At 57.6% G+C, this 14,852-nt stretch carries 15 protein-coding genes; 2 read left to right on the forward strand and 13 right to left on the reverse strand.

All coding sequences use genetic code 11. From position 1 onward, the window contains the following. Positions 1 to 13: 13 nt before the first annotated feature. A complete protein-coding gene (locus ABRP31_RS10185; RefSeq protein ID WP_349970878.1) occupies positions 14 to 526 on the forward strand; it encodes an SgcJ/EcaC family oxidoreductase in 513 nt (170 codons plus the stop codon). A gap of 95 nt (positions 527 to 621) precedes the next feature. Beyond that, positions 622 to 804, forward strand: a complete 183-nt coding sequence (locus ABRP31_RS10190) for a DUF6021 family protein (protein WP_087266081.1) — start codon at positions 622 to 624, stop codon at positions 802 to 804. Between the two features lie 27 nt (positions 805 to 831). Here the strand turns inward: ABRP31_RS10190 and ABRP31_RS10195 are convergent, their stop codons facing one another. From ABRP31_RS10195 to ABRP31_RS10255, 13 genes are all read right to left on the reverse strand, one after another. Continuing rightward, positions 832 to 2,601 (reverse strand): EAL domain-containing protein, encoded by a 1,770-nt coding sequence (locus ABRP31_RS10195; protein ID WP_349970877.1) that lies wholly within the window; start codon positions 2,599 to 2,601, stop codon positions 832 to 834. 123 nt (positions 2,602 to 2,724) lie between these two features. After that, the gene (locus ABRP31_RS10200) at positions 2,725 to 4,050 is read right to left on the reverse strand and encodes an MFS transporter (RefSeq protein WP_349971005.1); all 1,326 of its coding nucleotides are present in this window, start codon (positions 4,048 to 4,050) and stop codon (positions 2,725 to 2,727) included. A 296-nt stretch (positions 4,051 to 4,346) separates the two neighbouring features. Continuing rightward, a complete protein-coding gene (locus ABRP31_RS10205) occupies positions 4,347 to 5,648 on the reverse strand; it encodes an Nramp family divalent metal transporter (protein ID WP_349970876.1) in 1,302 nt (433 codons plus the stop codon). Positions 5,649 to 5,921: 273 nt separating this feature from the next. Further along, positions 5,922 to 6,203 carry a hypothetical protein gene (locus ABRP31_RS10210; RefSeq protein WP_349970875.1) on the reverse strand — a complete coding sequence of 94 codons (282 nt, stop codon included), beginning with the start codon at positions 6,201 to 6,203 and terminating at the stop codon, positions 5,922 to 5,924. 153 nt (positions 6,204 to 6,356) lie between these two features. Beyond that, on the reverse strand, positions 6,357 to 7,886 hold the full coding sequence (gene hutH, locus ABRP31_RS10215) for a histidine ammonia-lyase (RefSeq protein WP_349970874.1): 1,530 nt from the start codon (positions 7,884 to 7,886) through the stop codon (positions 6,357 to 6,359). Between the two features lie 344 nt (positions 7,887 to 8,230). After that, the gene (locus ABRP31_RS10220; protein ID WP_349970873.1) at positions 8,231 to 9,142 is read right to left on the reverse strand and encodes a metal ABC transporter solute-binding protein, Zn/Mn family; all 912 of its coding nucleotides are present in this window, start codon (positions 9,140 to 9,142) and stop codon (positions 8,231 to 8,233) included. Next, positions 9,143 to 10,042: a metal ABC transporter permease gene (locus ABRP31_RS10225; RefSeq protein ID WP_087266069.1), complete on the reverse strand. Its 900-nt coding sequence runs from the start codon at positions 10,040 to 10,042 to the stop codon at positions 9,143 to 9,145. It abuts the gene before it with no gap. Beyond that, entirely contained in the window at positions 10,042 to 10,806 is a 765-nt protein-coding gene (locus ABRP31_RS10230; RefSeq protein ID WP_349970872.1) for a metal ABC transporter ATP-binding protein, read from the reverse strand. The genes ABRP31_RS10225 and ABRP31_RS10230 overlap by 1 nt, the downstream gene beginning before the upstream one ends. Next, entirely contained in the window at positions 10,803 to 11,729 is a 927-nt protein-coding gene (locus tag ABRP31_RS10235) for a metal ABC transporter substrate-binding protein (RefSeq protein ID WP_087266065.1), read from the reverse strand. Before ABRP31_RS10235 ends, ABRP31_RS10230 begins: the two co-directional genes overlap by 4 nt. Positions 11,730 to 11,765: 36 nt before the next feature. Then, the gene (locus tag ABRP31_RS10240) at positions 11,766 to 12,341 is read right to left on the reverse strand and encodes a DUF6162 family protein (protein ID WP_087266063.1); all 576 of its coding nucleotides are present in this window, start codon (positions 12,339 to 12,341) and stop codon (positions 11,766 to 11,768) included. Then, complete coding sequence (locus tag ABRP31_RS10245) at positions 12,338 to 12,685, reverse strand: hypothetical protein (protein ID WP_087266061.1); 348 nt, start codon at positions 12,683 to 12,685, stop codon at positions 12,338 to 12,340. The genes ABRP31_RS10240 and ABRP31_RS10245 overlap by 4 nt, the downstream gene beginning before the upstream one ends. After that, positions 12,682 to 13,224, reverse strand: a complete 543-nt coding sequence (locus ABRP31_RS10250; RefSeq protein ID WP_349970871.1) for a thiamine pyrophosphate-binding protein — start codon at positions 13,222 to 13,224, stop codon at positions 12,682 to 12,684. The genes ABRP31_RS10245 and ABRP31_RS10250 overlap by 4 nt, the downstream gene beginning before the upstream one ends. Beyond that, the gene (locus ABRP31_RS10255; protein WP_087266058.1) at positions 13,221 to 14,435 is read right to left on the reverse strand and encodes a PepSY domain-containing protein; all 1,215 of its coding nucleotides are present in this window, start codon (positions 14,433 to 14,435) and stop codon (positions 13,221 to 13,223) included. The genes ABRP31_RS10250 and ABRP31_RS10255 overlap by 4 nt, the downstream gene beginning before the upstream one ends. Positions 14,436 to 14,852 lie beyond the last annotated feature (417 nt).

Genomic DNA, 14,852 nt, shown 5'->3' on the forward strand with positions numbered 1-14,852 from the left:
AGGAATACCGTAAATGAAGCTCAACGTGAAAATGTCTGCTGTGACGCTGATTGCTCTGTTGGCAACACCGCTGGTCCATGCAGTGGATACCGCACCGGTCAAACCGTATTCCTACACGACGATTGCCGGGCAGCCGACTGACGTTAAAGATCGCGAAATTGCCGCTCTGTTCGAGCGCTGGAACCGCACGCTGCAGACCGGAGATTCCGAGAAGGTCACCGCGCTTTATGCGAAGAATGCGATTCTGCAACCCACCGTGTCCAACAAGGTGCGTACCACCCATGCGGAGATCAAGGATTACTTTGACCATTTCCTGTTACTGAAGCCGGTCGGCGTGATCAACTTCCGCGAGATTCGCCGCCTGAATGAAAACAAAGCGCTCGACACCGGCGTGTATACCTTCACGCTCACCGAAGCTGACGGCAGCAAACACCAGGTTCAGGCGCGTTACACCTACCTTTATCAGAAAATTAACGGCGAATGGCTCATCCTGAATCACCACTCCTCGGCGATGCCGCAGCAGTGATGAGGATCCGCTCGTCAGTTACGCTGCACTTTGCGAGCTGGCTTTCTTCTTAGGTAGACAGCCCAACATTGTTGGGCATTTATCTGGAGGTGAGTATGACGACTAATCAGCGCGACCCCGAGCAGGATTTGGGCTTTGACCCTGATTCTCCCGACGTTGCAGATCCTCAAGTTGATCCGGTAGGGCCCGCAGGGTCTCCCGATAGCGGCCGCGACGCCGATGAGAACAAGCGAGTGAAGGGTGATGACGACTATCCTCCCTATAAGGATGGGGAATAGACTGCCCGCTCACCCGTTTTTATAGCTTCATGCAGTCAGCAGGAAATGACTGCCCGTTGTCGTCTGTTTGATCTGGTCGTTGGAGAGTGGCCGACTGAGGAAGAAGCCCTGTGCTTCATGGCAGCCATAGCCTCTGACCAGATCCAGGCATTTGAAGGTTTCAATGCCTTCTGCAACAGTCCGGTAGCCCAGTTCATGCGCCAGCTGGAAAACCGATTGGGCAATGATGCGATTGCGTGGCTTGTTTTCCAGGTCGGTGATGATCGACTTATCCAGCTTGATCACGTTGGCAGGGATTTCATGCAGATATGCAAAGTTGCTGTAGCCCGTGCCAAAGTCATCAATGGCAACATCGACGCCAAGCTGCCGGATGTCTGCTAGCTGAGCCAGCACAGTGTTGCTGGCTCTGATCCATTCACCTTCAGTTATTTCCACTTCAACTCGATGTGCGCCGATGTTGTGTTTCTCGCACCCGGCTCTCAGCGCCTGGGCGATGTCGATGTGTTGAAAGTCCAGCGCGGAGAGATTCAGCGAAACTTTGGATTCGTTGTCGGCCCAGCCAGCCGCGGCGGCCAATGCATTGTCGATGACCCAGCGCGTCACAATGCTTATCTGCCCAGAACGTTCAATCAGCGGGATGAACTCCGCAGGAGATACAGGTCCGAAAATCTGGTGATTCCATCGTAACAACGCTTCGGCGCTGACCTGGCAACCATCTTCCAGTCTGAAACGGGGCTGGAATACCAGACAAATTTCGCCGTTGCACAAGGCACCTGCCACATCGTGGATCAAGGCCTCGGAACGTCGCGACGCGCAATTCGGATCCTCATCCCATATGGACCAATCCATGCCGTCCCGGGCGGCAGAGTCCACAGCGCCACGAGCCTTGCGCAGCAAGTCACCGATGGACTGCTTTCCATCACTGCAGACGGCAATGCCCATGCGAATGCCGGGCAGCGTCGATATCGAATCCTCCGCACACGGTTCGCAAACGAGTGTGCTCAGGGTGAGGATCAATTCGCTTTGATCCTGAGGCCGCGCCGGCAGCAGCAGACACAAATGCCGTTCGCTGATGTGATAGGCCGTCAGCTTTTCACCCAGGGCCTGATTCAAACGCTCAGTGATGTCGGTTGCTTTCGCACCGATCAACCCAGAGTCGTGCTCAAGGGCAAAGTCATGAGTCCACTGACTGTCGATAACCTCGACAACCATCAAGATGCGGGTCGGTGTTTCGGTATTAAGCCATGGGCCAGCATTGTCGTTCAGAAACTGCCGCAGATTGGGCAGGCCGCTGACGGTATGGCACATGCTGGTCTGTTGTCGCTGTTCAATTTGCGAAATCACCATCTCGGCCAGGTCCTGAAGGACCAGCGTTTCGGCGTGGCTGAGTTGATGAGGGAATTTATCAATGAGGCAAAGGCTGCCAATGGCGTGCCCGTCTCGCGTCACTAAAGGAGCGCCGGCGTAGAAACGAATGCCACCTTCAGCCGTCACCAGTTCATTGTCCATGAACCGTGGATCTTGGCAGGCGTCGACAACCTGCATCACGCCGTCCTGTTTGATCGTGTGAGCGCAGAACGACTGATTGATAGGTGTCTGCGGATTCGGAAAGCCGACTCTGGCAGCGAACCACTGGCGCTCCTGCTCAACCAGTGACACCAGCACTGTTGGAACATTGAAGTAGGCGGCGGCCAGTCGGCAGATGCGGTCAAAGTTCTCGTCTGCGGCGGTTTCCAGCCACTGAATGGCGCGTACCGCCGCGAGACGTTGTTTTTCGGCTTGTAGTGATAAATGCATAAACGTTCCGTACAGCCGCAGAGTAGTGGTGGTATTGAGGCCTTGTGCCATCATAGCTGGGACGGTTAGTGTTGAAGAAGGTTTCCTACGAACGGCACTTTTTTCAGTTGCTGTGAAGTTCGTTCAGTTTTTGCTTGCGGTCGAGCTGGAGGTCACCAGCCGTAACGCACTGGAAATACTGCCCACCGCAGCAAATCCGGCACCAATGGACAAGGCCAGAACCGGACCATGCTCGCCGCTGATGCCAAAGCTCAACGCCACCAATGCTGCCCCCGTGGCCTGACCAATCAAGCGCGCAGTAGCGATTGTGCCGCTGGCACCACTGGCCCGTGCTTTGGGCGCGCTGGTCATCAGCGCTTTCTGGTTGGGGGCCTGGAAGAAACCGAAGCCTAATCCGCAGATGATCATCCGGATGCCGATTTCCCACGCGCTGGCGTCGGCAGGGATCATGGTCAGAGATATCATGCCTGCGCACAGTATCGCCAGTCCGATACCGCCCAGCATTCCTGGGGCGTAGCGGTCAGACAAACGCCCGGCAATGGGCGCAATCATGGCTACAACCACTGACCAGGGGGTCATCAGGAAACCGGTCTGAATCGGATCGCGGCCCAGCACCGTTTCGAAGAAAAACGGTAACGAGACGAACGCCAGGCCCTGGGTGGCAAATGAACAGAATGCGGTAAGGGCGGAGAGGGCGAACATCGGTCGCTTGAGCAGATCCAGCGGAAACATGGGCGCAGGGTGTCCGGCTTCGCGACGAAGCATCGCGGCACCGGCAATCAGAAACGCTGCGAGCGCGATAAGTACGCCAGTGCTGGAGCCCAGCTGCGCCGCTTCACTGAGGGCATAAATCAGCGCACCGAAGGTGATCACGCTGAGCACTGCGGTGAGTCGATCAAACGTCAGGGTGCCGGGCTTACTGGTGGGCAACGAGTTCCAGGCAAAGGCCAGCGCGAATAGGCCAAGAGGCAGATTGATCGCGAATAGCCAGGGCCAGCTGGCTACGGACAGCACCAGCGAGGCGATGGTAGGGCCGGCTGCAAACGAAGTGCCCACCACCAGCGCGTTCATGCCAAGCCCGCGGCCCAGATGCTCGTGAGAAAAAATCGAGCTGATCAGTGCAGCGTTGACAGCCATGATCGCGCTGGCCCCAAGGCCCTGGATAACCCGTGCGATGGTCAGCGATGGCAACGACCAGGCAAACGTGCATAAGGCCGAAGACAGCACGAACAAAATAAGCCCGCCCAGATAGACTTTGCGATGCCCGATGACGCCGCCCAGGGCTGCGAAGGGCAGCAAGGTTGCGACTGCTGCGAGTTGATAAGCGTTGATGACCCACACCGAGGCCGCAGGCGACGCATTCAGATCGGCCGCAATACTGGGCAATGCCGTATTGGCAATGGCGGTATCAAGTGTGGCGAGGGCGATAGACAACAGGATGGCGACCATCCCGCGAAATTCGCGGGAGGTGAGCCGGGTAGAGGTGGGGGAAGTCGTTTGATCCATTACCTGCGAGGCTCCGCATATTCGAGCAGGGAATGCCTGCTCGAAGCAGGCGCTGGAACGATCCTGCTGTTTTATGCGGCTGCTGTGCAATGGTTTGTTGCAAATGTTTTCAAGGCTGCAGGTGTATCAACTGTAGGAGCCGCCAAAGGCTGCGATTGCGATGTGTCTGGCTTGATGCAATCGCAGCCTTCGGTAGTTGCTACAGAAATGGCGTCAGTTTAAAAGAGCAAGTTCGTGCATTAGCTCAGCAAATCAGCCCCCAGTTGGAACGCTACCCACAACGCCAGACCTGTCGCGAATACCAGAGCAATGTTCTCGAACAGATTGTTGCGGTATTCCTTGTCGAGCAGCTTTTTCTGGTTGGACATGATCAGCAGGCCCAGCGAGATAATCGGCAGACCGATGATGTTCAGTGCGTTCACGCCAATGGTCAGGGTCACGAAGTCCGGCATGCCAGGCAGCGACCACACCAGTGGAGTGACCAGAATGAACAACATGAACCACTTGTGCATTGGGTCCTTGTGGAACTCCTTCCCGTATTTCTCGCGACGTTTCGGGAGGATGTGCTGCAAGGCATCGGTGATCAGCATCGGGAAGGCAGTGGTTTTACCCGCAATACTGGCGAACAGCGTTGCGAACACACCCACGAAGAAGATGTACCAGCCTGCCGAGCCAAAGAACATTTCAAGGGCTTTGCCCAGGTCCTGCAAGTTGGTCACCTGGATGCCGTTAGGACGCAGAATTTCCGCACCCACTACCCAGATCGCAAGATTGATGATGATGCCGACGAGTACTGCGAATAGCAGATCGTTACGCTGCATGCGCTTGTGCTGAGGACCGATCCAGCCTTTTTCACGCATCACATACGGGTGTACGAAGTTGGCAATGGAGCCTGCCACCGCGCCGATCACCGAAACCGCTACCAGCAGCGCGCCATGTACACCTTCATCGGGTGGAATGCTGAAGCCGATGGTGCCTTTGAGGATGCCCACCATATCCGGTTTGGACATGACTGCCAGAGCCAGAAATGCCAGCGTCATAAGCGCCAGCAGGCCCTTCATCACACCTTCGATCATGGTGTAGATGTTGCGTCCCACCAGCAACCAGACCGCGATCACCACCGCAAACGAGCACAGCAGCGGCTGATTGATATGCAGCAGCATAGCCAGTGCTTCGCCTGCGCCTTTGATCATGTAGGCGTTGATCAAGTGGCCCATGAGCAAGGCGTAGCCGAGCATGAACCAGGCAAAGATTGGATGGAGCTGGGCGTAGCCTTCGAGAATGCTCATGCCCTTGTTATTGCAGAGCTGAAAGCGGGCAATGATGTTAACGATGAGGAATCTGAGCAACAGCGAGACCGCCAGTACCCACATCATGGCGTAGCCGTAGTTGGCACCTGCCACTGAAGAAGTAATCAGGTCACCGGCACCCAGCCATGACAGAACCGCGATGATGCCAGGGCCAAGGAGCTTGGTGACTTTGGCAAAGACCGATTCACGCGCAGCAGTAGCTTTTTTATCGACGGAGCTGGTGCTCGCCATAAGGAGGATCTCCATTGTTATTTTTAGTGAGACGGTGCAAGTCGAACACAACGTCAGACGTCGTACAACGTGAGAAGTTTTACCGAGTGTGTGCGGATGTTTCGGCGGCGGAGGCGTTGTGGTCGGGCGTATGCGGGATTTTGGAGGAACCAGCTTTCACCGGCGGGCGGGCGGTAGATTCGCCCAGATGTCTCTTGCCAGAAATAATGCCTTCGCGGCTAAAGCCGCGAGAGCATAAATAGCAAAAAAACTAATGAAAGTTGATTGGAGCGACTAGCCCCCGTCGGTATCAATATCTGCATCCCGACCTTGCGTTGGATGCAGATTGTTGGGCACTTTTTCGGGTTTTTCTTCAGGCTCGTAATCAGGCGTAAAGGTGTTGCCACCCGAATCCTGATTCTGCTCGAACTGGGTATCAGGCTGACCCTGTGGCTTACCTTGGGATTGAGCGCCGCTTTCTTGAGTTTGTTGCTTCTGGGCTGGCGCGTCGGGGGCAGTGTCGGGTTCGATCGCCGGGTCGTTACGGTCGATTGGATTTTGAGTTTGATCGCTCATTGTTCACCTCTGATTATTGTTCAGCTGCGATGGCTTACAAAAATCTGAGGACGGTGCTTGCCGGTCGTTCGATCCATGTGACGACCGGCATCCTATCCGCCGTTGCGACGGAGCGCCGTGCTAAACGGCTGCCCGGTCGCCAGCGGTCAGGGATCAGCCGTAAAGACGTTCGAACGGTAGCCAGCGAGCGAATGCTCCACCTTCTACCCAAGCCCGCGCAGCTGCGATATCCGGGGCGAAATAGCGGTCTTCGTCGTAGTGAGGGACTTCACTACGGATCATGGCCAGTACTTCACTGAGCTTTTCCGACGTTTGCAGCGGAGCGTGGAGGTCTACGCCTTGCGCAGCACCGAGCAGTTCGATGGCTACGACGGCGCTGCTGTTACCTGCCATGTCCAGCAGACGGCGTGCGGCAAACGTCGCCATGGACACATGGTCCTCCTGATTGGCAGAGGTTGGCAAACTGTCGACTGAGGCGGGGTGGGCGAGCGTCTTGTTCTCCGATGCCAATGCTGCGGCGGTGACCTGAGCAATCATGAAACCCGAGTTCAGACCGCCTTCCTTGACCAGAAACGCTGGCAGGCCGGACAACGCCGGGTCTACCAGTTGGGCGATACGGCGCTCCGAGAGTGCGCCGATTTCAGAAATCGCCAGCGCCAATACATCGGATGCCATGGCGACCGGCTCGGCATGGAAATTACCGCCCGACAATACGTCGCCATCCGCGCTGAACACCAGTGGATTATCTGATACGGCGTTGGCTTCGCGCAGGAAAACGCCAGCGGCGAAACGCATGTGATCCAGGCATGCGCCCATGACTTGTGGCTGGCAGCGCAAGGAGTACGGGTCTTGTACGCGACCGCAATCGACGTGCGACTTGCGTATCTCGCTGGTGTCCAACAGCTCGCGGTACAACACCGCCACATCAATTTGCCCCGGTTGACCGCGTACCGCTTGAATACGTGGGTCAAACGGCACGTCAGAGCCTTTCAAGGCTTCCACGCTCAGGCTGCCCGCGACAACCGCTGCGGTGAACAGCTTCTCGGCGGCAAACAGACCGCGCAAGGCCAGAGCGGTGGACACCTGAGTGCCATTGATCAGCGCCAGACCTTCTTTTGGCCCCAGCACCATGGGCTCGAGCCCTGCCAGCGCGAGACCTTCAACCGCGTCCATTTCGCGGCCCTGATGACGCACCCGACCAACGCCGATCAGTACCGCCGACATGTGCGCCAGCGGTGCCAGGTCCCCTGAAGCACCCACCGAACCTTGCGAGGGGATGCACGGATAAACCCCGGCCGTGTACAGCGCGCTTAATGCCTGGATGACTTCCCAACGGATCCCGGAAAAACCTCGCGCGAGCGAGCCTACTTTCAACGCCATGATCAGCGCCACGCTTGCATCGTCCAATAAGGGGCCGGTGCCAGTACAGTGTGAAAGCAGCAGGTTACGTTGCAGTTTGGCCAACGACTCGGTGGGGATGGAGGTGCGCGCCAGCAAACCGAAACCCGTGTTGATGCCGTACACAGTACGTTGGTTGGCGATGATTTCATTCACTGTGCGGGTGCTGGCGTCGACCACTTCACGGGCTGCGGGATCAAGCTCGAAAGGGCTCTGCTGCTGATAAATAGCGCGCAATTGATCGAGGTTGAATTGGCCTGGCTTGAGTAGAAGTGCTGCTGGCATGGTGCGCTTTCCTGCTTGGGTTGTAGTTTTGCCGACCGGCTCGGAGATTATCCGGGTTGTCGCTATAGTGGGTTATATCATCCTGTATATACAAGATAAGGCAAAAGCCGGGCCAAGCAAACACAGCCCCGGTTTTGTTGGGTTGAAGATGATGTGTGATCGTGGGCGGTGGGGTGTCTGTCACCGAAGGTGGCATCGTCCGGTGCGCAACGCCCGGCTTTGAGGCGGCTGGAAACGTTTGAGGTGGCTTGATCGAGTTCTGCAGGTGTAGGTGAGGCCAGGGTATTTCTGTGGGAGCAAGCTCTGCTCCCACAAAGGCTTTAAGTGCGCCTCCTGTCGAACAGCTATTTTTTCCCGGCCAGTGCCTGCGTCACTTGCCCGATGTTGCCCTGCAATTCAGCCAGCGGATCTTCACCATCTACAGTCAACACCAATAACTTGCTGCCAGCGGCCGTGATTGCAGCCTTTACCGGCTCTGGTGGCTGGCGATGATCCAGGACCAGAGCAACGTCATTGTCCTTGAGGGTGTCGGTCAGCTTTTTCAGAGCCTCGGGCGTCCATTGATCGTCGGGCAGTACTTGCGTACCCGCCAGTTCCAGATTCAGCCCGCTGATCAGATAGCTCAGATGATCGGACAGACTGACCACGGTGAGGTTGTCAGCGCTGGCCAGGCTCGCTTCGCTGTCGGCAGTCAGTTTCAGGAGTTGCTGCTTGAGCGCCGACAGGTTGGTTTCGATACGTGGTTTGGCGGCAGGGGCAAGGCGCACCAGATCGGCAGCCATGACATCCGCCATACGGCCCATGTTGTTGCTCGACAGCCACGGTTGGCTGTTCAGGCCATCCACGCCCTGGCCCGGCTGCACGGCAATGCCGGGCAAGCTGCCATCCACTGGTCGTGCTGCGTCGATTTCGACGATACGAATGTTGCTGCGGCGCGCATTGGGATAAAGCGGGTCATCGGCCCAGATTGAACGCAGGCCGATCACCGCGTCAGCGTCCACCGACAATTTGCGTAGTGCTTCGACACCTCGACCGGTGAAGTAAGCCGTCTGGCGAGAGCCGGGCAGATTGGCTGCGGCAGCGCGCTCCAGCACCACGCCGCTGTCTTTGAGCAGGATCTGCCCGAGGCCAAACGTGATTGGCAGGCTGGCCAGCACCCGTACCGGTTTTTGATTCTCAGGCGCAGTGGCTGCGGCGTGGGAGGTGGCGACGAATAGGCCGGATAGGGCCAGTGCCAGGGTCAATTTACGCAACATTTATCCAATATTCCCTTTGAGGCTCGGTACGGTACCGCGAGCGATGGCTGCGAGGGCGAAAGCAATGCCTGCTACCAGAATGATCGCCGCGCCGGACGGTACGGGCAGGTCGAAAACGATCGGTAACAGAATGCCGCACAGGGTGCTGACAGTGGCGATGGCCACCGATATCCAGAAGAAGCCTTTCAGTGACTGGCTGAGCAGCCGTGCGGCAGCGGCGGGGATCACCAACAGTGCACCGACCAGAATTGCGCCGATAACCTTGACGGCGGCAACGGTAATCAGCGTTACCAGGATCACGAACAGGTAATCCAGCGCTTTGACTGCAACGCCGCGCACGGCCGCAAGCTGCGGGTTGAAGCTGGCCAGCATGATGCGGTTATACAGCGGCAAGCTCAGGCCCATGACCAGTGAACCAACCACTGCCAACACCAACAGATCACCACCGTTGACGGTTAACACCGACCCGAACAGCACGTTTTCCAGGATGTGGATGTTGATCTTGCCCGCCAGAATCAATAGCAGACTCGCGCCAAAGGCCAGGGAAACCGAAAGGAATACACCGATCAGCGTATCTGGCGCCAGGCCAGTGCGATTGCGCAGGTAGTTGAGGACAATGCCGAACAGCAGGCAATAGCCAAACAGCGCGCCATAGGGGCTGGTGTACGGTTCGCCGAGGAGGATACCGACGGCAACCCCGGTCAGCGCGGCATGCCCCACGGCCTCGGAGAAAAACGCAAAGCGTTTGACCACCACCAGCGTCCCAAGGCCGCCAAGAACGGGACCGATCAGTAACCCTGCCAGCAACGCGTTGACCACGAAACCGTAGGCCAATGCCTCAGGCAAATAGCCGGACGACGCCAGGCCTTGAATGAAAAGACGAAACTGCTCGTAGTCCATCAGGCAGCGCTCCCTTGGGTTGTGTCAGCGGCGCGAGGATGAGCAGAGAACAAGGTCAACAGACGATCCGGTGTCAGTGCGGTGGCTGCCGGTTCATCGAACAACACCCGGCGATTCAGGCCTGTGACGTTATCGGCCAAACGCTTCACGGCCTCCAGATCGTGCTCGATCCAAAGCACGGTGATACCCGCCTTGCGCCAATCCCCGAGCAGGCGTTCGAATACTTGAATACCTGCTTCATCCAGCGCCGACATCGGTTCATCCAGCACCAGCAGCTGCGGGGCCGGGATCAAGCCTTGAGCCAATAGCACGCGCTGGCGTTCGCCACCGGACAGCGCGCCCATGCGGCGCTTGCGTTTGTCCTGCATGCCGACGCGCTCCAATGCTTCGCCGATTGCTGCCGCGTAATGCTTCGACAGGCCAAGAAACGCCGGGCGGCGCTGACACATGGCAGCCATGAAGTCATCGACGGTAATCGGCAGGCCGCGGTCGAATTCCAGTGCTTGCGGCACATAGCCGATCAGCCCCGGTGATCCCGGCCATTGCAGGCTCAGTTGCCCTTGATGGGGCATCTGGCCGAGCATGGTTTTGATCAGCGAGCTTTTGCCACCGCCGTTAGGGCCGACGAGTGCATGGATGCTGCCCGGGCGGACCTTGAACGTGACACGATCAAGGATCGCGGTACGGCCGAGGGTCAGGCTGACATCCGCGAAATCAACACCCGGACCGTTGCCAGTGATCGCGATTTTTTCAGCAGCGGTCATGCCCCGGACTCCTGAATGGCGCGTACGACGGTGTCCAGATTGCCAGCCATTTCCTTCTCGTACTTGTCGGCGGTGTACTCGCCATAGGAAATGTGTGACAGCGGGTAGAGCTTGACCCCTGACTCGCGCTGGATGGTTTCAACGTAGGTGGACGGGAAGTCCATTTCCGAGAAAATCACTTTTACGTCCAGCTCACGCAGTTGATCGATGGTTTTTTTCAGTTGGCTCGGGCTCGGCTCGATACCGTGTGCGGGTTCCACCACTGCCGTGACTTCCAGACCAAACTCACGCAGCAAATAGTCATAAGCGGCGTGTACGGTAGCCACCCGCAAATCGGCGTTGGGTGCCTTGGTCAGCTTGGCCAGTGCATCAGCACGCATCTGGCGCAGACGTTTACCGTAGGCGCGTGCGTTGGCGGTGTAGGTCTTGGCATTGTCCGGATCAAGCTTGCCCAGCTCGCGGGCAATGTTGTTGACCTGGGCAATGGACGCGCTGATCGACAAGAAGGTGTGAGGGTTGACCACTTTGCCCGCGCCCCGCGCAGCCACGCCGGTGGCGGCCAGCAATGGAACGTCGGCGTTGGCTTCAATCACCGCAATATCCGGTTTTTCACTGGCGGCAATCATCCGGTCAGCAAAGTCATCGTGACCCACGCCATTGAGCACCACGACGTCCAGCGAGCCGATACGCTTGATGTCGTCGGCGCGCGGCTCGTAGGCGTGCGGGTTGAAACCGGCAGGAATCAACGGCACTACTTCGGCCTTGTCACCGACGATGTTGGCGACATAGCTGTAATAAGGGTGCAGGGTGATGCCGATCCGCAAGCGTTTGGCGTCGGCATTGGCCAGTGGAGTGAGGAGGGTGGCCAGCAGGCCGACCAGTACCGCGCGCAGCAAAGGTCGGCGTTTCAGAGAAATTGGCATGGGCGAGCAGTCTTCTTTCAAATGAGTGCGTGGAGATCAGTGTTTGTGCTGGCGAGTAACACCTGCATCGAACTGGGCGACGACCTGCTTCCAGCCCGAAGCAATCAGGGCCTTGTCGCTGATATCGGTAATGCCATTACTGAGCGAGGGACTGCGATTGATCCAGATGTCGGCCTGAGCGTCATCGACCGCTCCGATGCGCAACAGAAACGATCCGGCGACGGCAGGGTCTTGGCTCAGCCCAACGTAGGACTTATCGACCATCTGCCAGCCATGGCCGCCACGGCTAACTGAACTGGCGTCCTCTACGAAAGGCGCGAGACCTTCATCGCTAAGCTGTTGCGGCGTTACCGGCGTGGCTTGCTCGGGTGCCAGCAGGCGAATCTCGTCCAGCGTGACGCGCAAATCGGCGTAGATACCTTGTTCTGAAGCGGTCAGATCGCGCCGGGCATCCAGCTCATGGGCAGCGACGCTTTGCACGTCCTGACTTTCCCCGTGCCAGCCGATAACGGTCCCGGCAACCAGCAGGATCACCAGACACAACGCCAGTACATAAAGCGTTTCATGACCGGCACCCGCCGGACGGACTACTTGATGGGTTGGCGTACTCATGGGGCCTCGATGTCGGCTTGGTCGATTTCGACCACATGGCCTGGGCCGGCATCGAACAGCACATAAAACTCGGAAGCCGGTTTTTTGAACGTGACGGTCGAGTCCTCACCCAGTTTGCCGGGCACCAAAATGGTTTCGTCGTAGCCGATTACGTCGAGTGTCACGCCCGGCGCGCCACTGCCGTCGGAAAAGCCGCCGGTGCAACGGATCTGTTCATTGTCGATCTGTTTGCACTCGCACATCGGGTTGTGTGCCAGCGCTTGTGTGCTCAGGCCGAGCAAGCTCACGGCAATGAGGTGGCGGGCACTGACGCCGAGCCAGCGCAGATTAGGTCTGCCGATCATGGTTTGACTCCTTGTTTTTTCAGCCAGGCAACGGTGGCCGGGGATGCCTGTGATAACGGAATGGATGCCTGATGCATCGAGCCGTCCCAGCCTTCCATGGTGATCCACAGGTCGGCGTCAGGGTCGGTGCGTTCAGGAATCTGCATGAAGGCGCTCATCCGATAGGGCGAGCCGAAGAAAATGACCCCGGCGGCACGCAGACTGCGGGGTTTGCCAATGCGCAGGTAGGTCGCCTTGACCTTGTCCGCACATTCGGCACACAGCGCCGCATTAAAGCTTTTGGTGTAGCCGGAGGCGCCTTCCAGACGTGGCGGTCCATCAAGAAACTCCGCCATGCGGATGCTCCACGGGCCGACCGGGACTTCGCCTATCTCACGTTGACCCAGACCGTTGTCGCCGCGGAACAGGGCCACTTCGGTAAAGTACTTGGGCATGAAGCCCAGCGGGATCAGCACCAGCAAGATGTTGATGTGAAAGCGCCATTTATGCCAGAAACGGCTCAGGTTCGACGGTTGTGTTGCCACGGCGGCCTTGCTCACAGTGTGCTCTCCGGAATCTTGGTGGACACGGGCGCGAGCGTTTGCTGACTGACGCTGGCACGTTCGAGTTTCTCACTGCGCTTGAGCGCATTGACGGTTGCCTGAGCGGTCCGTTTGGTCCAGATAAGCAAACCGCTGAGGACCATCATGCTCAGAATCAGGGCGAAGAAGGTCCAGATCAGCTTGATCCATATCCCCCCGAAGTCACCCGTGTGAAGAGGGCGCATGGATTCGGTGACGAACTCCAGTGCCGAGCGATCCGACAGCAGGTGGGATGTGGCAATTTCGCCGCTGTACGGGTTGATTTCTGCAGTCTGGAACATCAGTGGGTACCAACTGCGACCCGCGACGCTGATGTTGCTGTAGGCGTTGAGCGGCATGCTGATGGAGCTGGGCTCCAGCCCTGGAATCTTCTCTCGGGTGATTTCTACGGCCTTATCGAGGCTGATCATCGGTGCCGGGCTGCCATCTGCGGTCAGAGGCACGCTGGCATGGGGTATGACTGAAGCAATGGGCGACTGGCTGGAAATGCTGATCTGGTTATCAAACAGAATGGCCTGAATCAGGAACCACATCCCGGTGATGGAAATGACGGCGATGAACCAGATCGACCAGATTCCGCTCAGTCGGTGGAAGTCGCCCCAGAAAATCCGTGCTCCATGGTTAAAGCGCAGCGTGGGTTTGAAGAAGCCTTTCCAGAACTTTTTGTAAACGACTAGGCCGGTAATCAACGAAGCCAGCAGAGGAATGCTTAACAGCGACACCATGTACCAGCCCCAGGAGAACCCGTTGGTAAACGGGACCAGCCACCAGCCGTGCAGTGCCCGGGTGAATGCAGGGAAGTCGAACGATGGCGCGATACCCTGAAGAACTCCAGTGTACGGGTTGGCATAGGCGACAACGGCGCGCCCGCCCGGATAGGTTGCCCGAACGTTAAGCGCGAAATAGTCACCGTCGGGCTCGGAAATCCTGCCGACCTTGATCTGTGGATCGTTACGTTGGATGGTCTCCTTGACCGTCTCGAAACTCAGGCGCGGGGCGTCGGCAGACGGCGGATTGGCGCGCATCTCCGGGTTAACCAGCCACATGATCTCTTTGCTGACCACTGCCAGCGTCCCGGTGAAACAGACGATCAGGACAAAGAACCAGATGGGCAGGGCCAGCCAGCTGTGGACAAGAAACCAGATTTTCGAACGGGACTTCTTAGACATGGAGTAACGGTCTCGATTCACGGTGTGGAGCAGCCCGATAATCGTTCGGGCTTACGGTATCCATAAAAAGCAGTCGTGGCTTTTGCCGACGCGACTGCTGCATATTACTAGGACGGATGAGAATCAAATACCCGCAGTGTTAATTCTCATTACATATTTAAAAGTTGTTTCTGGATGTGTTTTCAGGCGCGTTTCTGTCTGCCCTGATGCCATTGATGCTTTGCCTGACTTAGCGGCAAACACAAAACCTGTAGGAGCGCACGAGCATTGCGAGGCCGCGATAGCGGTATATCAGGCAGGACGCTATCGCGGCCTCGCGATGCTCGTGCGCTTCGACAGAAAAACATCCCAAATCAGCTAGTTGCTTTTGAGGGGCACTCCTGAGCAACGCAGGGCCGCGAGATAAACGGCTGGGCC

The sequence above is a fragment of the Pseudomonas caspiana genome (assembly GCF_040224095.2).
Classification (GTDB): Bacteria; Pseudomonadota; Gammaproteobacteria; order Pseudomonadales; family Pseudomonadaceae; genus Aquipseudomonas; species Aquipseudomonas caspiana.